Source organism: [Clostridium] celerecrescens 18A, assembly GCF_002797975.1.
GTDB lineage: Bacteria > Bacillota > Clostridia > Lachnospirales > Lachnospiraceae > Lacrimispora > Lacrimispora celerecrescens.
Genome location: NZ_PGET01000001.1, coordinates 1,108,418 through 1,129,825, shown reverse-complemented (window position 1 = coordinate 1,129,825; position 21,408 = coordinate 1,108,418). Strand labels below are relative to the sequence as shown.

The following is a 21,408-nucleotide window of genomic DNA, read 5'->3' as shown; positions in this document are numbered from 1 at the left end:
CTGTCACCTCTTCCTACTGTCAATTTCCGCGATGGCAGCGAGCCAAAGCCAAGCTTACTTGCCCCTGGCAGCTGCCTGCCGGATCAGAAACGGAAATCCCTGATACCATTTTCTATTTTCTGCAAATGATCTTCACAGATCGAACGTACCTTTTCCTTTGGAATATGGTTCAGCTCCGCTGCAATCAGGGCCTCGCCAACTTTTTTTGTATCCTCAGAAGCATAATCCATCAAATATTCTTTTAATGTCATCAGAGCATTGGGCTGGCAGCAGTTTTGGATCTGGCCGCTTTTGCAAAGACTCATAAAACGGTCTCCCGTACGCCCCTCCCTGTAACATGCGGTACAGAAGGAAGGAATATAGCCCATATCCATGAGCCAATGGACCACTTCATCAAGGGAACGCTGGTCCGATACGTCAAACTGCTCCGTATCTGTGGGGCGGATGTCCTCCTGGTAGCCGCCAACGCTGGTTCTGGAACCGCCGCTGATCTGGGATACCCCCAAACGAATCACCTTCTCTCTTACCTTCTGACTTTCTCTGGTTGATATAATCATTCCGGTATAAGGAACCGAAATCCGGATCAAAGCACAGATCTTTGCAAATATCTCATCATCGATCCCATTATCAAAAGCACCTGGGTCAATATCATCGGCTTTCTTGATACGGGGAACGCTAATGGTATGAGGTCCTACTCCATGAACTGCCTCCAGATGCTCCGCGTGCATCAGAAGTCCTGCAAATTCATACTGATACAGCTCAAGGCCAAAAAGAACCCCAAGGCCTACATCATCAATCCCGCCCTCCATGGCCCGGTCCATGGCCTCTGTATGGTAGGAATAGTTATGCTTGGGGCCTGTTGGATGAAGCTTTTCATAGCTTTCCTTGTGGTAGGTTTCCTGGAAGAGAATATAGGTCCCGATCTCTGCCTCTTTTAACTTCCGGTAATTCTCTACCGTAGTTGCCGCGATATTTATATTGACCCGGCGGATGGCGCCGTTTTTGTGCTTGATGGAATAAATGGTTTTGACGCAATCCAGGATGTACTCGATAGGATTATTCACAGGATCCTCACCTGCTTCAATGGCAAGGCGTTTATGTCCCATATCCTGAAGGGCAATGACTTCCTTCTCCACTTCATCCAGGGTCAGTTTCTTCCTGGCAATGTGCTTATTCTTTAAGTGGTAAGGACAGTAGGTACAGCCATTTACGCAGTAATTAGAAAGATAAAGAGGGGCAAACATGACGATGCGGCTTCCGTAGAAATCCTTTTTGATCTGTTCTGCCAGATCATAGACTTCCTGTATTTTCTCCGGAATGTCACAGGCAAGGAGGACAGACGCCTCCCGGTGGGTCAGGCCTTTTGCCAGCCTTGCTTTTGCAATGATCTGGTCGATCAGTTCTGCATTGGCTTTGTTTTTCTCCGCATAATCAAGAGTTTCAAGAATTTCTTCGTGGGAAATGAATTCTTCCGCTTTCAGCGATTTTGGATCATACATTGTAATACTTCCTTTCTTTAGGGTCAGCAATTGCTTTTCCGTCAGTGGTTTATTAATTTCACAGGTGTTGCCCTGGAAAAAACTGTTTTTTTCTAATCTTATTAACCTTTCACACCCTGATAGGCCGTCTTGGAGCTGACTCCCTTTAATTTCCCGATCTTACCGGTCAGTGCGGAAATGGTGCTCTGAGGTGCATCCACAGCAATGCTTATGATGCTTACCTGCTTTTTCGGATAGGGGATCCCCATACGGCCAATGATACACTTCCGGTATTCATGTAGAATTTCATTCAGCAGTTCCACAGATTCTTCCTCTTCCACTACGATTCCGATAACGGCGATTCTCGTTTCCATGCTTCTTCCTCCGTTCTATTGCCCTGGCAGTAAATACGTATAAAAGCAAAAAACCGCGCCATTAAGGCGCGGCAAATCAAAGACTCCTCATATGCCGAACCTTCTACTTCAAACTGCGTTTTTCGTGTCAGGATGCTGCTATGTTTGTATCATAACATACATGAGAAATTTTTTCAATTTGGTTTTATTGTATATTTTAACATCATTAAGCAGGGCCGCGGATTGGGAATATCACATTGACTTTCCTATTTGCTGCCGTCCTCAATATTTATCAGCATTTTGTTGAGCGTTGATTTAAATACATCGAGGTCTTCAGGAGATATGCCGTCAAGTACATCCGATTTAAACTTTTCTGCAACATCAAGCATAGCTGTCTCAATATCTTTGCCGCTTTCGGTTAATATTAAAAACTTCATTCTTTTGTCGTCGTTACTGCTGATACGATTCACCCAGCCGTATAGTTCCATCTTATCTAATAACCTGACGACACTAGGCTCTTTTAAAGACATTTTATCGGCCAACTGCTTTTGCGTAATCATATTATTATTTTTAATATAATAAAGTGCAATCCATTGGCTTCTTGTTATATTAAAATTATTCAGCCTTTTTTCCAAGGTATCCGCTAAATCCTTTGCCCCTTTGCAAGTGACAAAAGCAATGCAATCATCTAAATTAAACATAGTACTCACCATTTGATTTTTTTATTTCATATATTAACATAAAACGACCTAGTGTACAATATTTTTCAAGGTCTTTTCCTGATATTAAGAAAAATCAAGATGATTCTAGAGATACCGCTCGATATGATCCCAAATCTCCTGTTCATTAAAGCGAGTATGATATAGTTCCTTTTCACAGGCATTAAAATCATAAATCTTCAAACTATCCGTATTTATTTTTATATTCTGAATCAGGTCATCTGCGATAGAGATAGAAACAGACATAGTTCCAAATGAATATCTGCGTTCCAATTCAACATCAAATTTAGGCGATTGGGCAAACATCCAATTATCAGACGAGAGGATTTTCTCTAATGGTGGATGAAAATTCATTTTATTAATAGATTCTATATGATTGCATTCAAAGGTTTCAATAAAAGCCTGGATCACTGACTGGGCAGTGATTTCACTGTTTATTTCAGATAGATTGATAACTCTGCTCCTTACAGATTCGACTCCTTTGGACTCCAACTTTATTTTAGACGGTGTAAGGGCATTTTCCAGCTGTTCAAAATTTACGTTGACCAGTACCGTACCATGATACATGTAATTATCACCGTCCGTATAATAAGCGTGACCGGAAAATTTCCGGTTTTTGAATAATAAATCATTTCTGCCGCTAAATTCACAGTCGATCCCAAGCCGCTGCATTGCAGATTGTATGAGCTTAACAAAGTAATCCTGACTGGCTGATGCCTCTTTTGTAATAAAGGTAAAATTAACATTGCCCTTGTCATGATACACTGCTCCGCCCCCGGAAAACCTGCGGACTGCTTTTATGTCATGTTCCCTTAAGTAATTTAAATCGCATTCTGCGTACAGGTTCTGGTTCCTTCCTATAATCACAGAAGAATCGTTCTGCCACAGGAACAGATGCAGATCTTCCTCGGAGGATAAAAACAGCTGATGCTCTGCTGCTATATTAAAATAGGGATCAAATTCTTCGGATATCACTATTTTTTTCATTATTGATGTAAGGCTCCAATTCCAAAATCCAGTGCGGCTTCATGAATCGTTTCACTGGTAGTAGGGTGTGGGAATATGGTTTCAGCGATTTCTTTTTCAGTAAATCCATTGGCAATTGCTAAGGTTAATGAGCTGATTAAAGAGGATGCATCGGCACCTATTATTGACCCGCCTATTATTTTTCCTGTGTTATTGTTTTTAATCAGTTTTAAAAAGCCTCTCGCCTCATTCATCGTCAAAGCTTTTCCGTTTCCGGCAAAGGAAAATTTACTTACATCAATATCAATGCCTTTGCTTTTTGCTTCGTCTTCACCGATACCGACACTTGCGATTTCCGGTGAAGTAAATATTACATTAGGGACTGCTGAATAATTCATTTCTTTATGCTTTCCTAATATATTTTCTATGGCTGAAATCCCCTGATGGGAAGCTACGTGGGCCAGTTGAATGATATTTGTTACATCTCCAATTGCATAAATATTGTCAACATTGGTATGCATGGAATGATCTACTTGAATCCCTCTCCCGTTGCTGTTTAACAAGACACCGCTCTTTTCAATGGATAATCCATCCAGATTCGGCTCCCTGCCTATAGCCACCAATACTTTTTCACTTACCACTAAGTGTTCCCCTGCATTGTTTTCATAGGTAATAACTGCCATACCATCTACGGAACTTTGAATTTTCTTAACCTTTGAACCGGTGTGAATGTGAATGTTATTTTCTTCTGCCATATCCTGTATCTCTTTTGAAATATCACTGTCTACCATGGTCAGTAATCGATCCATAAATTCAATCACATGGACATCAACGCCGAAATTTTTATAGATAAATGCAAATTCCATTCCGATCACACCACCGCCAATAATGGTGATGGATTTGGGAAGCTTTTGATCAGACAACGCTTTTGTGCTGTTTAAGACAAACGGAAGTTCTATACCCGGAATGGCAATATTAGAGATTTTTGAGCCTGTTGCAATAATAATATTCTGTGCCTTAACGATATAATTTTCTTCGCCTTTTATTGTTACTGTATTTTTATCCATAAATGATGCTTGACCGGAGATTACATTGATTTCATTTTTTTTCATAAGAAAGTCAATTCCGGAAACGAGCCTGTCCTTGATCTTATCCTTACGGTCAATGACCTGTTTCATATTTACTGTAACCGGGCAGTCTGATTCAATTCCAAAGACTGACGCATTCCTTACCGTGTGGCAGACTTCCGCAGATTTAACAAGTGCTTTTGTGGGAATACAGCCGACATTAAGACAGGTTCCGCCTAATGCTGATTGCTCAACCAGAGTTACTTTCAGGCCACTTTTAGCGGCATAAATAGCGGCTACATATCCGCCGGGACCAGCTCCTATGATAAGTAAATCGGCAGTTGCTTCCTTAGCGGTTTCCTGTGAAGCACAATCACAATTTGTTATCGCAGCCTCTATGGCTTCAGGTACCCCGGTGATTTCAAACATCTCGGCATTCGATGCTATATCCATGCCCTCTTCACATAATATTTTACTAACTGTTCCATCTGATGTGGCTCTAATCTGGCGGTTTCCTTTCGCCGTTTCTATTTGTACAAGGATATCGCCGGCAGCGACCTTATCGCCCGTTTTAACATTTATTTTACCTACCTTGCCCGTTTTTCCGCCAGGAATTATTGACATTTTAATAAGCATAAATTTTCTCCTTTTCTATAGAAAAAGAGCCAATTTTATAATATAGGCTCTTTTTGCTTTTCATACTATTTAATCAATTGCCACACCGGATAACACTAATTTTACACCGTTTGATAAACAATCACCTACAGGGCAGGTATTCTCGATAAACTTTGCAAATTCCTCAATTTTTTCTTTTGGTTCGTTTGTTTTGAAATGCATTACAAAACGAATCTCCTGAAAACCATTTCTTACATCAGCAAGTCCCATAAATCCGTCTGGATCAAGGTCCCCTTCCAACTCAACATGGAATTCCTCAAAAGTAATATTATGAGCTGCTGCAAATGCTTTCGCCACGATGGACTGGCATGCACCCAATGCACATAACAAGCCCTCCACAGGGTTCATAGCAGTATCTGTACCACCCAGATCTTCGGGTTCATCAAAAAGGATTTTAAAACCTCTTGAATTTGTTTCAACCTGTAACCCCTCAGGCAGTGCTTTTGCTGTTGCTTTAAATGTAGTCAACATAATACCATCTCCTTTTTTTAATGTATTGAAATAGTAACTTCTATTTGTTAATAATATAACACAGATGAACAAGAAAATCAATAGTTAGCTAAGCATATATTATTATTTTTAACTGCTATCCATACTTCGCGGTAATAAGTCAGATTAAGACTGATAAATTCTTCATACTATAGCCTGTCACTCAAAAAAAAAGTTCTTTTCCGATAAATATCAGAAAAGAACTTTTTAATCTCATCAAGCAGCGAAGCGGATTGCTAATCCCCAATTGACTGCGACAACGGGCGCATGATCAGCCAGGCTGTCTCTATAGTACCCGGATTCACTCCAGATCGGAAAGAAAGTAAGCATTGCTGTTAGCAAAAAGCCCCTTTTCATCCTTGCATTCCACCCGGATATAGGTTTCGTTTCCTTCAAGGAGAAACCTTGCTTCTATAAGGGGTTCTCCCTCCACAGCCGCTCTTTGGCAGAATCTGGTACTGTCCGTGATCCCGCAGATAGCCTGAACCGGCCCGGTCCTTACCACAAGCTCCCTGCCCTCCATATAAATCTCTTTTATCTCCGGTCCCATGGAGCAGTAGAAATGGCCTTTCACCAGCGCATTGATAACAGAATTATAGCTTAAACCTTCTGCCTTAATCATGGTAAAGCCTCCGAAAGAATCGCACAGGGGATCGTCAAACGGATGACTGTTGTGATTATCGTCCGTTGCCAGGCACCACAGCCGTTTTCCCAAACGAAGCATCTCATCATAAGACTGGGGATTATAACCATACAGTCCGTCAAGCTCGCATCCGTAATTGTAGATTTCCATGGCAAACAGCCCGTTTAAGCCTTTGTAATCGTCATAGTTCTGCAGGGACCAGTAAGGATGGTTATAACAGGCGAGGAATCCCAGCTCCTTCATCTCCTCTAAATATCTGTTAATATAATCAAAGTCTCCGTACCTGCGTTCCGGACATATTCCCTGTTCCTTTCTGACCCGCTCATATCCGGGGGCAGTATCGTACAAATTAATGTGATACGTCTTGTCCTCCGGACGCAGTCTGTCCGGACTCACCTCGTTGATATCCACTTCTGTGGCAGCAAGTGCCAGGAATTCCTCATCGTTTAATTCTTCATGGTTCCGATAGATCATGTGATCCGTAAACGCCATAATCTGATACCCATGCTTCTTATAGTGTTCCTTGGCCTCTTCCGGCGTCAATCTTCCATCTGATATGACTGTATGGCTGTGAAGATTTGCTTTATAAAACCTTCCGGACTCTGGTAATAAATAAGTTCTGTTATTCAACCTGTTTTCCTCCCATCCCTTATATACCGTTTTGCAAAAATCGCTTCCACCGGGCTTTTCCGGCCGTGCAGGCCACTGCTCCCAAAAGGGCGATGATGAACCAGATAAAAATGGTAGCATCCCAGCCCACTCGTTCAGACAATACTCCGATTCCATAAGCGGAGATTGCTCCTCCCGCATATGCGGAGGAATTCAAAATCCCGGAAGCAGTGGAGGATTTTCCGTAAGGAGCAAAATAGATAGGCACCATGCTGACCAGCATGGTATTCACCGCCATCATCGCCGTGGTTGCAAGGCCAAATAAGACCAGCACCGCTACCACGGATCCTCCATTATAAAGCCGTAACAGAATCAGCGCACCCGCGCACAGGACAAAAAATGAAGCGGATGTGGCAGTCTCACTTTTGAAAATCTTCCTGTTTGCAATGGCTGCCAGGTATACACCGCTTAAGTTAAAAATCGGTATGACCGTGGTGCTGATAATGGAAATTACAGATTCCATATGATATTCTTCGCGGATATAGGTGGGAATCCAGGTGGTCACTCCATCCTTTAATACTCCCTGAAACATCAGTCCAAAGCAAAAGAAAATCATTCCGGAAACCAGAACTAATTCCCACATGGAAACGTCTGCCTGTTTTTTATTCTGTGAAACAAGGACCTGGTCTTCTAAAATCCCGTTTTCTTCCAAATCCCTTCTTATCTTTCGGCTGCCTATAAACCAGATCAGGCTGATGGCCGCCAGACACAGGGAAGAGAAGAAAAAAACCGTTCTCCAATGGAATTTCCATACAATGAGTGCCGTCAGCCCATAGGCTGCAAACGTACCGATGGGAACGCTGCTGTTAATGTTCACGCAGAACTTTTTCTGGCTGCCTGTAGGAATCCAGTCGGAAAACAGTTTGATGATCGGTGACCAGATCAGCGACTGAAACAGTCCATTCACACACCATACCACCGCCATCTGCCAGACGGTTCCCGATAGTCCCATGATTCCATTGCAGATTCCTGAACCCAGAACCCCTGCAAAGATCATCTGATAAGGTTTTTTCTTATCTCCCAGTATTCCGCTGAAAAGCTGCCCAACTCCATAGGAAAAAAAGAATGCGGTTCCTATAAACCCTGCCGCTCCCTTTTCAAAACCTTCTGCTCTGATAATTTCCGTTAAGCAGGCCGAATAATTCAGCCTTCCCAGATAGGTAGAAAAATAGGCTGCCCAGCATAACCAGAACAGCATGGACTGCATTTTTTCTGACCCGATCTTTTTCTGTTGTATCATTGTGTCCAACCTTATGTCTCCTGCTCTGTGATAGATTTTAAAGGAAGATCTTTCAGAAAATATGCATTGGAATTTGCATACAGTCCGTCTTCACTGCGGCAGACTACACGGATGTAGCCTTCCCTTCCCGTTAGAGGAAACCTTGCTTCCTCCAATGATTCTCCTTTAAGCGCAATTTTCATGCGGCAGTTCTTGCCTTCCATTTTCATATAAATCTTCTCTACAGGGCTGGTCTTTACAACCAGGTCCTTGCCTTCGATGTAGAGGGAATGAATCTCAGGGCCCATGGAGCTGTAGAACTCTCCTCTTTTTAAGGCCTGCATCACCGCCGGATAAGTAAGCTCCCTTGCCCTGATCTTTATAAAGCCTCCGAAAGAATCACTGAGCGGATGTCCCATGGAATATTCATTCTGGTTGCCGTCTGATGCCAGGCAATAAATTTCCTTATGACAGCGCAGCATCTCATCGTAAGCCTGGGGATTATAGCCATTCAATCCCTCAAGGTCGCTGTGGTAATGGTAAATTTCCATGGCAAAAAGTCCTTCAAGTCCTGTATAATCATCATAATTCTGCATAGAACGGTATGGGTGGCAGTCACAAGCCAGAAAGCCCAGCTGCTTCATTTTCTTTATGTAAGCATTGGCGCCCAAGCCGCCATCCTTCTGGCTTTCCGGTCCACAGGCTCCTGCCTTCTCTTCCTGCATCTCTTCCGGGCTGCCGTCATAGAAATTCATATGAAACGTTCTTTCTTCTGCCCGAACTCCGTTCATAGGATCATTCTTTATATCTGCCCCAAAGCCTGTCAGGGCCAGAAAATCCTTTGAGTTCAATTCCGGGTGAGGGCAATATTTCCCGTGATCCGTATAGGCTACGATCTGGTATCCCCTTTTCTGATACTCCTCTTTCACTTCTTCAGGTGTCAGCTTTCCATCGGAAACTGTTGTATGGCAGTGCATATTCGCTTTATAAAAATCCCCCTCCCTGGGGAGAAGATAAATCCGTCCTTCCATTGCTCTTCCCTTTCCTGCCGGTTCTTTCTACATTGGAAAGAAAGTACTGCCATAATATATGGCAGCACTTTCCTATTATTACTCTGCTTCTTTTATTGCCTCATTCGCTCTTTCCTGAATGGACTTCATGGTGTCTTCCAGTGACTTTTGTCCCTGTCCGTATAACTGACCTTCCTCGGTGTAGATCTGTCCGATGGTTGTATCAGCGGTACCCATGATTTTTTCATTTAAATACAGTCTGCTGTTGTCAAACCAGCCTGCCATAAAATCTTCTACGGTTAAGTTGTCATCTTTAAATTTAGGAAGCAGGCTGCTTTCAATATAGGATTTTGCTTCGTCCTCTGTTAAGATCTTTGCAGGAACGCGTCCATAACCTAAAGTATATTTGTTTTCGCAGATTGTTTTAATTGCTTCAAATGCTGCTTCTTTGTTCTTAGAGGTCTTAGGAATCGCATAGCAGTTAGTAATTGTCAGGGAAGATGGTTCGGAGCCTTCCGGATAAGGCATTGGAAGAATTCCCAGTTCCCAGTCTCTTGGGTATTTTTCCTTATCAGATAAGGCGCTTGCTACCCAGCCGCCGTATACGTACATACCGATGTTTCCGTTTACCATAAAGGAGTTATATGGATATGTACCGGAAGCCAGATCCAGGCAGTTAGGCTGGATCTTTAATTCATTGCCCAGGCTATAGAACCACTTCATAGCATCCGCATATGCCGGATCATCAAAATTAGCAGTTCCATCTGCCTTATAAGGGGATACGCCCTTCTGGTTTGCCTGCAAATAGTTGCATGCAACATCATCGCTCATAAAGGAGCCCCAGACATTGTTATCAGGATTGTTAAGCTTTTCGGCAGTCTCCACATATTTTTCCCATGTCCAGCCTTCTGCGGTAGGATATGGAATGTTTGCTTCATCAAAAATCTTCTTGTTATAATAGGTCAGCCAGATATCTTTTTCTGCTGGAATTGCATATGTCTGATCTTCAAATTTTACGGTTTGACCACCATATACGGTCTCCATATCATAATTATCTGCTTTTGCAAACTCATCCATTGGCTCTAAAACGGCAGCTTTGTAGAATTCTTCTAATTGAAGCGGAGTTCTGTTTACAATGTCCATTTCTTCGCCAGCCATTAAGCTTACAAGCACCTTGTCCATTTCACCGGCTTTTGAAGTAGGTGTAATGAAAAACTCTACATTAATGCCTGTTTTTTCTTTGATTAAGTCTACCATCTCTTTTGTTTCAGCGCCAGTTGCAGCGTTATCTGTCAGTGCCCATTTTACCGTTACACCATCGTATGGCTTGTCGCTGTCAGCTTTTTGAGTGGTATCCGCTTTATTACTGTCCGCACTGGCCTTAGTATTATCGGAAGCTCCACATCCGGCAGTACCTAAAACCATCATTGCAGCCAGGCTGAACGCAACGCCTCGTCTTAATGCACTTCTAAATTTCATATCTGTTACCCTCCTTTTGTTTATAACCCTATTATAGCTAACCTTTTATCTGGTTTATATAGGTTGAATTTTAACTTTATATGCTATTTTTATCATTCTATCGGTATTTTCAACAGAAAACCGATTTTTTTATTCATATATACCAATAAACGAAAGGACGGGTTCAATCCTTGAATCTAAAATTTGTATAATCAGTATATCCGACTCTATCTGAGGAAAGCGGGCAATTTTTTTATAGCCGACGGTAGTTCCCTTAAATATGCTGACAGGGCTTCCATTCCTCATAGATAATATTTCAAAAGCCTCAATTCTCTGGCTTTTTAATATGTTCTCTTTTAAAATAACGGCTGAAATCTTTTGGGGCGTATTCCAGGAAATCTTAAATTCTGTCTTTGGACCGTTTCCATGGTAACAGGTTTCATAATCATCCGTATATACGCTTTTCACTGAATTCCATTCATTTTCTTCTTTGACCAGAATTTCAGCTTCTTCTGCCAGGTTAGTCCCATATCTTTTTTGTATTTCCTTACCCAGCTCCTGCAGCCTGTTTACATCTTCCTCATGAAGCAGTCCGTTTGGCATCGGTGGAATATTTAAAAGAAGTGTTGTATTTCCCCCAACGGATTTTTCATAAATATCAATTAAGTTTTCCAGAGACCGGACTTTGTCATCCTCTTCCGGATGATAAAACCAGCCTGGCCTTATGGATACATCCACTTCTGCCGGATACCAGATTAAGTGCTGCTCTTCTGCCAAACGTTCCCTGCTTCCTAGATCCTCTTCCATACTGCTTATGACTCTTTGCCGGAAAGACGGATCATCCGTATGCTGGCTGAAAGCCGCTATCCGCTCTGCTACAGATAAATCTGCCGGTACAACACTCCATTCACTGGGGCGGGTATCACCTGCCTCATTGCCGCACCATCGGACATCAGGCCCGCTTACGGAAATACAGGCGTCCGGCATATAGTTTCTTACGGTATCGTAATAACGCTGCCAGTCATAGACCTGTTTTTTACCATTGGGACCTTCTCCGCAGGCACCGTCAAACCAAACGCTAAAAATATCTCCATATCCCGTAAGCAGTTCTGTAAGCTGTGCTACGAAATAATCATCATATGCCTTTCCCTGTCCATAAGTTTCCTGATTCCGGTCCCATGGAGAAAGGTAAATACCAAATTTCAGACCGGCTTTTTTACAAGCATCTGATACTTCTTTAACAATATCGCCCTTTCCATCCCCATAAGGACTGTACTTTACGGAATGATCGGTATATTTACTGGGCCATAAACAAAATCCGTCATGGTGCTTACAGGTAAGGATTGTACCTTTCATACCTGCCGCCTTAATCGCTTGTATCCATTGATCTGCATCCATTTGATCCGGATTAAAAACTTCTGGTGATTCTGTTCCGTATCCCCATTCCGTTCCGGTAAACGTATTCACCGTAAAATGAAAAAATGCATAAAATTCTGTTTTCTGCAGCATGACCTGCCTGTCAGACGGTACAATGGTTATAAGTCTTTCATCTAATCTCATTTTTACTCTCTTTTCTACCAGTAGACCTTCCACTGTCCTATGATCCGTACAAGTGCTTCTGTATAAAAGTAATCCCCCCACAGGGTACATTCATCAACTCCGCTATCCTTTACCGTGTTATAGGGAGAACTTTTGGCATAGGTGGAATGAAGCAATATTCCGTTGGTATTTTCGCCGGAATGGAATAAGCAGTGCTTTGTCAGTGCCTTTACTAAACGTTTCGCCTGCTGCAATAGATCCTTTGCTTCCTCTGGTTCCAGATATTTTGCCATCTCAAGCATACCGCATGCTGCTATTGCTGCGGAAGAAGAATCTCTCGGTTCCCCACTGCCATCGGTAAAATCAAAATCCCAATAAGGAACCAGATCCTTTGGTAAATGCTCCAGAAAACACGCGGTTATCTTTCGAAAGCTTTCAATATACATTGGATCGGGGCAATATTTATAAGCGATTGCTGAGCCATAGATTCCCCACGCCTGGCCTCTGGCCCATATGGAACCGTCTCTATACCCTTGAGCCGTTACTCCGCGGACCGGATTTCCTGTCTCCGGGTCAAAATAATAGGTATGGTATGTAGAAGAGTCATCACGGACTACACAGTTCATGCTGGTTCGAATATGGCGTAGTGCAGTTTCACGGTATTTTGAATCCTTCGTTTCCTCAGACGCCCAAAATAACAGCGGCATATTTAAAAGACAATCAATAATTAACCGGTATTCCTTAGGATCCCCAAGCGTTCCCCAGGCCTGAAAGAATTCTCCTTTCTCCTGAAACCGCCCCATCAGGTTATCTGCTGCCATCAGAGCAGTTTCCCTTGCCAGATTGTCGCCAGTAAGTTTATAAGCAGCCACACAGGAGGGGGTATATAAAAAGCCCATATCATGATGGTCTACTACAATTCTTTTAATCAGCCGTTCCTGAAAGCCTGGGACTTGATAAAGGGCGGCTTCCTTAAAAGCCGCCTCCTTTGTCTGTTCATATGAAAGCCACAGCTGTCCGGTCCAAAATCCGTTGGTCCAGTCATTATTTTCTGTGGCAGGATATATCTGGTTTATACTGCTTGCCCCCGGGAAACTGTCATAAAATGTTGAAATATTATTTCTAATGCCGGCGACCACATGATCCAGCGCATGATGCGCTTCCTCTATGGTAATTGCCTCATATGTTTCAAGTGTTTCCTTTGTCTGCATAATGATAACGGGCCCTTTCTAGTCTTGTATATCCGATTGATTCATTCGTACGTCAAACGGATATTCGCAATCCGCTTCGCTGCTTGATGAGGTTAAAATGAAAACCACAAAATATCATTTGCCTTTAACTGCATGGAACAAGCCTGGCCATTTCCGTCATAAATCACGGTATCCTGAGGCTCATACGTATTGTTCACGATACAATATTTGCCGGTAGCCGGATAATAATTGACTTCCACATGATAGTTGCTGCTGTACCATTTCTTCATCTCCAGTTCCATGCCTGCAGCCCAGAAGATTGCCCGGTAAAGCATCCTGGAATTCTCAAAGGAATAGGGGATTCCGCTGATATATACGCTTCTTCCGTCTCCGAACTGGTTAACAGCCATCTGGACATCTTCCCCAGCCTTTTTTAAGATCTCTGCACCGGAAAGAGCATAGATGTTCTTCTTCCCCTCCCCGAAATCAATGGCTTCGGAGGATTCCTCTGTAATAAAATGGCTGTGTTCTTCCCAGTTGTATTTATCGGTTGACATAGAAAAGCCCACTTCTTTATTTACGCCCAGCACATTTGCCAGGGTAAAATACCGGCCCTGATATTCACAGGCAGACGGCTCTCCCACTCCGATCAATCCGCCGCCCTGGGCAACAAAGGCCTTTACAGCGCTGGTAACCTTAGGATTGGTCCAATAGGTTCCGCCGCTTGGAGCCGTATAGGCATCGCCAACATTGATGACTACCTTGCATTTCTTTAATACATCCGGATCTTCGATCACATCCTCAAAGCTTAAGAATTCCACATCAAAGGGCATTCCGCTTAAGGCTTCCAGCACTCCGGCATAGGAATAGGTCTGTTTATAATCAATGGCATGGGCTACCATATGAGTTCCCCAGGAACGGATCTTACCCCAGGAATTCAGCACTCCCACCTTAAAGTGGCTGTACGGGCTTTGTCCCCCCACATTTTCATAAAGAAGGCGGAATTCATCGCAGACCTCTTCTATATACTGGATAAAATCAGGGAATTCCAATGCCAGCTTTAAGTATCCGCCATAGCCGATCCGGTCTACGGGTTTCCTTAAGATGGCCCGCCTTGCTGTCACCCAGTTTACCTTTGCCTCCTTGATCGGATCGCCGCCTTCACAGAATACATCCGGGAAGAAATACGGTAAAAAGCGGCCTTCTGTATATGTTACTCCTGGAATATCGGAAATCAGGCGAAGGGTGGTGCCGTTACCAACGCTTCCAACGACTGCATCCAGTCCTACGTTTTTAAAGTACTCTCCAAATGGTTCCGTACCGATCCAGTGATCTCCTAAGAACATTATGGCTTCCTTGCCGCAATCGTGACAGATATCCACAAGAACCTTCATGAGCTTTGATACCTCTCTCTGCTGGAACTCCTGAAAATCACGGAACTCTTTAGAGGGCACCCGGTTGGTATTGTTATGATAGCCCTGGTCAATGATATATTCCGGACGGAAGGGATAGCCCGCCTCTTGTTCAAACTGCTCTAAAATATAAGGACTGACACTGGCACTGTAACCAAACCAGTCAACGAATTTTTCTTTTGCATATTCATTAAATACAAGAGTAAACTGATGGAAAAACGTTGTGAAACGCACTACATTGCTGTCCGGGTTTTCCTCCATCCAGAGTTTTAATTTTTCAATTACATGGCCCTGGGTCTTTGGCTGGCGCACGTCAAAGGTGATCTGATGCTCCACATCCTGCCAGTCGTTGGTAATAAAATTATACATATGAACTGGATCCCAGATGATAAATGCCAGGAAACTTACCGTATAATCGTGATACCTCTCCGGATCGGAAATTATGACTTCCTGGGTGTTTTCATCATATCCCCATGCACTTGCAGCTAAAGGCTCTCCTGTTGTACGGTCCACTGCCTCCCACCAGCGTTTGATGTCATGTAGGGTGTTTGGCTTTAACTGATCTTTATACAGATGCTTCATTAGCGGGATGCGAAGCTCTCCCTCTTCCATTGCCGTATAAAACTCCGTCATCAAATATACCTGCTGGACCTCATCCGGGTTTTCATTTGCCCATTCGTTGTCCTTTCTGGTGGTATAATAGGTGGAGTAGATCTTAACGGGCATTTTCTTAAGCTCATCCGGCATATTCGTTCCGTCACAATCCCGCAGAGCATCGGCTCCCCATCGTTTAGCAATCTCCTTTGTCTCCTGAATCATATCCACATCCGTGGGAACAGTGACTCTTCCGGTAAGTTTTTTTTCCATCTTATATCCCCTTTCTATTTATCCTTTTTTCATTTTCTGGTCATTTTCATACACCTTGAAAATCCATATGATTGAAAGTAAAAAGGCAAAAAATGCCCCTTTTATCCTCACTTGCGTTGCAGGTTCAGATAAGCCATATTATCCCTTTACACCGGAGGAAGCAACACCTTCGATGAAAAATTTCTGGCAGAACAGGAAAGCAACCAAAATCGGCAAAAGAACTACCGTTGCTGCTGCCATCTGAGCGCCGTAATCCTGGATCAGTCCGGAGGAGAACAGCTTCACTCCAACGGAAAGCATCTGCTTATCCATCGTTGATATGTACAGATACGGCCCCATATAGTCATTCCAGGACCAGGTAAAAGAAAACAGAGCCATGGTTGCAATGGCTGGTTTTGCCAATGGGAAAATGATTTTCCAGTAAATCCGCAAATGGCTGCATCCGTCAATTTTTGCCGCTTCACTGATGGAGTCCGGAATCGAAATAAAGGACTGACGCAGCAGAAATACAAAATACACATCCACACAGCTTGGCAGGATCAGCGCCCACATGCTATCCAGTATATGAAGATTTTTAAAGATCATATATCTTGGTATGATCATAATGTCGCTGGGGATCATCATGGCTGACAGGAGTATGAGAAAGATTACGTCTTTTCCCCTGAATTTAATTCTTGCAAATCCATATGCCGTAAAGCTGACAAAAAATATCTTGATCGCAATGGTAAGTGCCGTCATGACCACCGTATTAAAATACCATTTCTGAAAGTTATAAATGCCGTTTGTAAACAATGCTTTAAAGTTCATCATGGTAGGGTTATCCGGAATCAAATGCCATGGAAACCTCATGACCTCTCCGCTGACCTTAAAGGAAGAGGAGATCATGAACAGAAACGGAAAATTTGACGCCAGCCCGATCAACAGGATAAATACGGTAAGTGCTATCTTTAAACTTTTCTTTTTGCTTTTCATTGAATATCCTCCCTTAATAATTAACCCATTTTTTCTGTCCGCGCCACTGGATCAGTGTTACGATCATAACAATCACAAACATGACGAAAGCCATTGCACTTGCCAGGCTTGTCTCATATTTCGTAAATGCAGTACGGACAATATTTACGGCCATAACCGTGGTCGCCTGTCCCGGACCACCCTCGGTAAGGGCCTGTATGCAGGTAAAGTTCTGGAAGGAACCAATAATGGAACTTATTAAGAGGAAAAAGGTGGTAGGAGAAATCATCGGTATAATAATGTTGTGAATTCTCTGCCATTTTGTTGCTCCGTCGATCTGCGCCGCCTCTAAGAGCTCGGAGGGCACCTCCTGCAAAGCCCCAAGATATACCACCATGTTAAGGCCCACGCTTTTCCATACAGATATCATGGCTACTGTGGGAAGAGCCAGCTTTAAGCTCTGTAAAAGCAGCGGCGGGTTAAATCCCATATTTCTTAAAGCAATGATCATGGGACTGTTATTCCCAAGCAAAACCTTAAAAATTACGGCTACTGCCACCATGTTGGAAACATAAGGCATAAATACCATGGAACGCATTGCCTTTTTCATATAGATTCCATTGTTCAGCATAAATGCCAGCACAAACCCAAGGATCATGATAACCGGCACATAAACCAGGGAGTATTGAAAGGTTCTTAACAGGGAATTTAAGATCTCCTTGTTAGTGAATATTTTTATAAAGTTCTGTAACCCTACAAATTTAAGGTTATCCAACCTTGTAATATATTTCACGTTTAAAAATGACATTACAACTGCAATGACAAAAGGAATGCCGGTGAAAACAGTAAAAAAAATCAGGTAGGGAGAAATAAACAGCCACCCATACCTGTCTTCTTTTTTCTGGGCTATCGATGTCTTTTCTTTTGCTTTGGATATTGGTGTTTTTTCCTTGTTCATAGGCCTGCCTCTCGCTTTTTATATTAGGGAGAAAGGCTTATGGGAATATAACCTTTCTCCTACTTATATTCTAACGGATTTTTTCCCGATAAACATAGGCCGATTTTTGTATTTGTTGGTTATTTTCGCTTTTTATCCTGTTTTATTTATTTTTCCTTTAAATTGCCATCCTCATCAATATCCTCACCGGTAATTCTGGGGATCCGTATGACAGTCAGGGTTCCTGCATCCTTTTTGCTGTAGATGGAAACAGCCCGGTCTACTCCAAAATACAACTTGATCCTGGATTCTACGCTGTGAAGCCCGATTCCGCTGCTGCGCCGGTTTTTCTCATCCTCTTCCTTCCCTGCTTTTCCAAAACGGATCTGATCCCGTATTTCCTTTAACTTCTCCCGGTCCATTCCACGGCCGTTATCCATAACTTTAATCATGACCCATTGGCCTTTTTCCTTGACCGTAAGGTGGATCGTCATGGGATGCTTTAGGCCTGCCATGCCGTACAGGAAGGAATTTTCCACTACCGGCTGCAAAATTATCTTTAAGGAAAACAGTTCATGAATCTGCCGCATGTCCGTCCGAAGGTCGAATTCAAACTCATCCTTATAACGGTTTTTCTGGATCTTTACGTAAGCCATAAGATGCTCGATTTCATGTTCCATAGGGACGATCACCTGCCCTCCGCTTATGGATAAGCGGTACATCCGTCCAAGTGAAGCGGCCGTACGCCCAATGTCCGGCCGTCCCGCATCATTGGACATCCATACGATGTTCTCCAGGGTATTATAGAGAAAATGGGGATTGATCTGGCTCATGAGCACTTCCAGCTCCAGCTCTTTTTTCTTCCGGTCAGACTGCAGTTTTTCAATGATATTGGTGTTGATCCGCTCCAGCATGGAATTGTAATAGCGGATCATATCTCCCACTTCATTTTTCTGTTTCACATCAACATAAGCGTTTAAATTTCCGCCATACACCTCTTTCATAGAGATGTTTAGCTTTCCAATGGGATCCATGAAGCTTTTGTATAAGTACAATATCATCATGGCGCAAAAGCCCACACAGGCCACCATGACCAGGAAAATCCTGTAGTACAGCACATCCACTTCCTTTGTAACTGCTTTTACAGGAACCACCATAACGATCTTCCAGTCATTTACGTCGGAGGATTTTACCTGAATCATTTGATTTCCCATAGCATCCCATCCATCTTTTAAATCGCCTGTCTGTTTCAGAAACTCATCTTTCAGCTTATCGGATATGGTGCCTGCCTCCACAGCCTTTTCATCACTGGAGGAAATCAGACTGCCGTCTCCGGTGATTACATAGATATCGCCTGGTATGGATTCTGCCAGTTCCTTATATTGTTCATAGACAGCCCGCTCTTTTAAGGCAAACACCTGCACACATTCGTATCTTCCCTTTTCCCAGGAATAGATCCTCCGGATGCCCATAACGGCCTTTCTGTCCCTGGCCTCCTCGGGCTGATCGCTGAGAAGGAAATTATCCTGAAGGGGATACCAGCGGAATTTCATTAAGAGGTCAGGATCCTCGATGTTCATCGCCTGCAACTTCCCGATCACTTCTTCCGTATCGTTATTGGGGTCCAGAAAATTAAATAACTCTCCTTTATAAGTATACATGGCGCTGATCCTCGCCCGCTGGTTTAACATATCATAAGCGCCGAAAATGTTGCTGTAAATCCTCACAATATCAAGCTTCTTATACATCGGCTCTGTTGGAGAATATTCTTTTTCAATGTATTTATTCAACTGGTCATTGGCCGCAAAATTATCGGAAACACTGTAGATGTCCTGAATCTTAGCATCAATCTTATTGGCAATGTCCGTGATCCGGCTCTGAGCCGACCTCATATACTCCTGTTTCATAACCTTTCGCGTATGCCAGAACAGTATGGTGATGATTACCACAACCGGAATCAGCACCTGAAGAATGCCATACAGCATCCTGCGCTTTAATCCGATATTCCTTTTCTTTGCCTGCCCCTTACCCTTATTCATCTTCATTGTTTTTCTCTGTATTTCCTCCCTCCGGCTGGAGAATGTTCCGGTACTCCTTCGGACTTATCCCATACTTTTTCTTAAACAGCTTTATGTAGTTGGATACGTCTGCCCAGCCCATTTCCTCGGAAATTTCATAAATCTTTCTCCCTGGATCCGCAAGAAGCTCTTTGCTTTTTTCCAGTCTCTTTGTAATGATGTAATCGCTGAAATTGCATCCGAATTCATTTTTAAATATTTTGGAGATATAAGCAGAATTCTTATGCACCTTTGTCCCTACATACTCTAAGGATATCTGATTGGAATCATACTCCTCATCCACAATCTCCCGAATCTTCTGGGCAAGGCTGCTCTGGCTCTTCCATTCTCCCTTCATACCGGCCATTTCCCTGGAAACCTCCCGAAGGATCCGGGATACAAATTCCTTTTTCTCCTGAAGACTTTTTAAGGGATAGATATCGGTATAGGTGCAATCCAGCTTTTTCATTACTTTTTCCAGACGGACGCCATAACGCAATAATGCCCGTGACAGATTAAACAGCAGCTCAAGGCTTAGGCGGTTAATGTAATCATAATCTAGAATCACCTTTCCCCTGAATACTGAAAAAATCCCATTCAGAATGTCCTCAGCCTTATTTTCCTCCTGCTCCATAATTTCCTTTAAAATCTGGCCCGTATCAAAGGAAATCGCGTAGTAATCGAAATCAGCTTCCTGTATTTCCTTATAGGATATGAACAGATTCTTTCCCTCAATGTAGATTTTCTGGCTGGCACAGCATTTGGCCTGTTCATAGCACTGGGGAAGCATTTGAAAATCCGTATAAAAGTTGCTGATACCGGCATATATGGGTATGCCGCTCACCTGCAAGACCACTTCTGCCATGTTCTTTACATAAGAATGCAGTTCCTCTTCCTGAGGTTCTTCACCGGCGCTTAAGATCCCGGTTATCTTCTCCTCAAAGTTCCAGATATAGGTTCCGGCGATCCCTTCCTGGGAATCCCATTCATTTAATATCTTTTCCACCTTCATCTGATCCTGATAATAGGCGTTTTTATCTTCCGTATTCGGCACATCCAGATGGATCAGTATCACACCATACCAGTGTTCTCCCTGGCGGAAGAATTCTTCTTCCATCTCTTCTTCATGATAGCCATACCCCTTGATCAAAGCATTGTATTTCCTTCTTAACTTTAAATTCCTGCTCTCTTCATAGGCTGATTTTAATTCTTTTTCTTCTAATTCCTTTTTTCGTTCCTCATCAAGGCGTTCTTTTATTTTCCGGAAGGTCACTTCGAACTCATCAAGATCCGTGGGCTTCAGTAAGTATTCCATGACCCGGTTTTTAATGGACATCTGCAAATATTCAAAATCATTGTATCCGCTTAAGATAATGATCTTGATTTCCGGGTAATGCTGATTTAAATGCTGCATCAGCTCCATCCCATCCATTTCCGGCATCCGGATATCGGAAAGTACCACATGGGGCTTATCTTTTTCTATTTGCTCCAGCGCTTCAATTCCATTGCCGCAGACACCGCTGATAACAAATCCCCACTTTTCCCATTCAATGCTGTTTGCGATTCCATATGCAATCGACTTTTCATCTTCCACCACCAGTAGTTTATACATCTCATCCCTCCATCCTGCCATATTATATAACAAACTCTGTAATTTTCTCAAGCTTCTTTTCCGTTTCCCTGCCGGATAAACCTTCCAGCTGTTTTCA

General features: G+C 43.0%; 17 protein-coding genes. All 17 read right to left on the bottom strand.

Translation table 11 applies throughout. The annotated features are described in order from the left end of the window. Positions 1–83 precede the first annotated feature (83 nt). The gene (gene hydG, locus H171_RS05280; protein WP_100304211.1) at positions 84–1,499 is read right to left on the bottom strand and encodes a [FeFe] hydrogenase H-cluster radical SAM maturase HydG; all 1,416 of its coding nucleotides are present in this window, start codon (positions 1,497–1,499) and stop codon (positions 84–86) included. A 101-nt stretch (positions 1,500–1,600) separates the two neighbouring features. Beyond that, entirely contained in the window at positions 1,601–1,852 is a 252-nt protein-coding gene (locus H171_RS05275) for a TM1266 family iron-only hydrogenase system putative regulator (RefSeq protein ID WP_025233559.1), read from the bottom strand. A 245-nt stretch (positions 1,853–2,097) separates the two neighbouring features. Then, positions 2,098–2,532, bottom strand: coding sequence for a MarR family winged helix-turn-helix transcriptional regulator (locus H171_RS05270; protein ID WP_157803118.1), 435 nt, complete (start codon positions 2,530–2,532; stop codon positions 2,098–2,100). 105 nt (positions 2,533–2,637) lie between these two features. Beyond that, a complete protein-coding gene (locus tag H171_RS05265; RefSeq protein ID WP_100304209.1) occupies positions 2,638–3,537 on the bottom strand; it encodes a lipoate--protein ligase in 900 nt (299 codons plus the stop codon). Next, positions 3,537–5,219 (bottom strand): dihydrolipoyl dehydrogenase, encoded by a 1,683-nt coding sequence (lpdA, locus tag H171_RS05260; protein ID WP_100304208.1) that lies wholly within the window; start codon positions 5,217–5,219, stop codon positions 3,537–3,539. Before lpdA ends, H171_RS05265 begins: the two co-directional genes overlap by 1 nt. 69 nt (positions 5,220–5,288) lie before the next feature. Then, on the bottom strand, positions 5,289–5,729 hold the full coding sequence (locus H171_RS05255) for an OsmC family protein (RefSeq protein ID WP_100304207.1): 441 nt from the start codon (positions 5,727–5,729) through the stop codon (positions 5,289–5,291). Between the two features lie 319 nt (positions 5,730–6,048). After that, positions 6,049–7,020, bottom strand: a complete 972-nt coding sequence (locus H171_RS05250) for a PHP domain-containing protein (RefSeq protein WP_100304206.1) — start codon at positions 7,018–7,020, stop codon at positions 6,049–6,051. Positions 7,021–7,039: 19 nt separating this feature from the next. Continuing rightward, positions 7,040–8,299, bottom strand: coding sequence for an MFS transporter (locus tag H171_RS05245; RefSeq protein ID WP_242977074.1), 1,260 nt, complete (start codon positions 8,297–8,299; stop codon positions 7,040–7,042). An 11-nt stretch (positions 8,300–8,310) separates the two neighbouring features. Next, positions 8,311–9,309 (bottom strand): PHP domain-containing protein, encoded by a 999-nt coding sequence (locus H171_RS05240; RefSeq protein ID WP_100304204.1) that lies wholly within the window; start codon positions 9,307–9,309, stop codon positions 8,311–8,313. Between the two features lie 78 nt (positions 9,310–9,387). Beyond that, on the bottom strand, positions 9,388–10,767 hold the full coding sequence (locus tag H171_RS05235) for an ABC transporter substrate-binding protein (RefSeq protein WP_100304203.1): 1,380 nt from the start codon (positions 10,765–10,767) through the stop codon (positions 9,388–9,390). A 129-nt stretch (positions 10,768–10,896) separates the two neighbouring features. Next, a complete protein-coding gene (locus H171_RS05230) occupies positions 10,897–12,306 on the bottom strand; it encodes an alpha-L-fucosidase (protein WP_100304202.1) in 1,410 nt (469 codons plus the stop codon). A gap of 14 nt (positions 12,307–12,320) precedes the next feature. Continuing rightward, the gene (locus tag H171_RS05225; protein ID WP_100304201.1) at positions 12,321–13,496 is read right to left on the bottom strand and encodes a glycoside hydrolase family 88 protein; all 1,176 of its coding nucleotides are present in this window, start codon (positions 13,494–13,496) and stop codon (positions 12,321–12,323) included. Between the two features lie 92 nt (positions 13,497–13,588). Beyond that, positions 13,589–15,754, bottom strand: a complete 2,166-nt coding sequence (gene gnpA, locus H171_RS05220) for a 1,3-beta-galactosyl-N-acetylhexosamine phosphorylase (protein WP_100304200.1) — start codon at positions 15,752–15,754, stop codon at positions 13,589–13,591. 138 nt (positions 15,755–15,892) lie between these two features. Then, positions 15,893–16,726 carry a carbohydrate ABC transporter permease gene (locus tag H171_RS05215; protein WP_100304199.1) on the bottom strand — a complete coding sequence of 278 codons (834 nt, stop codon included), beginning with the start codon at positions 16,724–16,726 and terminating at the stop codon, positions 15,893–15,895. A 13-nt stretch (positions 16,727–16,739) separates the two neighbouring features. Continuing rightward, positions 16,740–17,663: a carbohydrate ABC transporter permease gene (locus H171_RS05210; protein WP_100304198.1), complete on the bottom strand. Its 924-nt coding sequence runs from the start codon at positions 17,661–17,663 to the stop codon at positions 16,740–16,742. 146 nt (positions 17,664–17,809) lie between these two features. After that, on the bottom strand, positions 17,810–19,687 hold the full coding sequence (locus tag H171_RS24535; protein WP_242976871.1) for a sensor histidine kinase: 1,878 nt from the start codon (positions 19,685–19,687) through the stop codon (positions 17,810–17,812). Continuing rightward, positions 19,674–21,311: a response regulator transcription factor gene (locus H171_RS05200; protein ID WP_100304197.1), complete on the bottom strand. Its 1,638-nt coding sequence runs from the start codon at positions 21,309–21,311 to the stop codon at positions 19,674–19,676. Before H171_RS05200 ends, H171_RS24535 begins: the two co-directional genes overlap by 14 nt. Between the last annotated feature and the right edge of the window lie 97 nt (positions 21,312–21,408).

What these genes read in the sequence shown, in the direction of transcription:
- H171_RS05275 (WP_025233559.1), bottom strand. Translation starts at nt 1,852, where the DNA reads ATGGAAACGAGAATCGCCGTTATCGGAATCGTAGTGGAAGAGGAAGAA.
- hydG (WP_100304211.1), bottom strand. Translation starts at nt 1,499, where the DNA reads ATGTATGATCCAAAATCGCTGAAAGCGGAAGAATTCATTTCCCACGAA.
- H171_RS05230 (WP_100304202.1), bottom strand. Translation starts at nt 12,306, where the DNA reads ATGAGATTAGATGAAAGACTTATAACCATTGTACCGTCTGACAGGCAG.
- H171_RS05240 (WP_100304204.1), bottom strand. Translation starts at nt 9,309, where the DNA reads ATGGAAGGACGGATTTATCTTCTCCCCAGGGAGGGGGATTTTTATAAA.
- H171_RS05265 (WP_100304209.1), bottom strand. Translation starts at nt 3,537, where the DNA reads ATGAAAAAAATAGTGATATCCGAAGAATTTGATCCCTATTTTAATATA.
- H171_RS05215 (WP_100304199.1), bottom strand. Translation starts at nt 16,726, where the DNA reads ATGAAAAGCAAAAAGAAAAGTTTAAAGATAGCACTTACCGTATTTATC.
- gnpA (WP_100304200.1), bottom strand. Translation starts at nt 15,754, where the DNA reads ATGGAAAAAAAACTTACCGGAAGAGTCACTGTTCCCACGGATGTGGAT.
- H171_RS24535 (WP_242976871.1), bottom strand. Translation starts at nt 19,687, where the DNA reads ATGAAGATGAATAAGGGTAAGGGGCAGGCAAAGAAAAGGAATATCGGA.
- H171_RS05255 (WP_100304207.1), bottom strand. Translation starts at nt 5,729, where the DNA reads ATGTTGACTACATTTAAAGCAACAGCAAAAGCACTGCCTGAGGGGTTA.
- H171_RS05210 (WP_100304198.1), bottom strand. Translation starts at nt 17,663, where the DNA reads ATGAACAAGGAAAAAACACCAATATCCAAAGCAAAAGAAAAGACATCG.
- H171_RS05245 (WP_242977074.1), bottom strand. Translation starts at nt 8,299, where the DNA reads ATGATACAACAGAAAAAGATCGGGTCAGAAAAAATGCAGTCCATGCTG.
- H171_RS05200 (WP_100304197.1), bottom strand. Translation starts at nt 21,311, where the DNA reads ATGTATAAACTACTGGTGGTGGAAGATGAAAAGTCGATTGCATATGGA.
- H171_RS05225 (WP_100304201.1), bottom strand. Translation starts at nt 13,496, where the DNA reads ATGCAGACAAAGGAAACACTTGAAACATATGAGGCAATTACCATAGAG.
- lpdA (WP_100304208.1), bottom strand. Translation starts at nt 5,219, where the DNA reads ATGCTTATTAAAATGTCAATAATTCCTGGCGGAAAAACGGGCAAGGTA.
- H171_RS05270 (WP_157803118.1), bottom strand. Translation starts at nt 2,532, where the DNA reads ATGTTTAATTTAGATGATTGCATTGCTTTTGTCACTTGCAAAGGGGCA.
- H171_RS05235 (WP_100304203.1), bottom strand. Translation starts at nt 10,767, where the DNA reads ATGAAATTTAGAAGTGCATTAAGACGAGGCGTTGCGTTCAGCCTGGCT.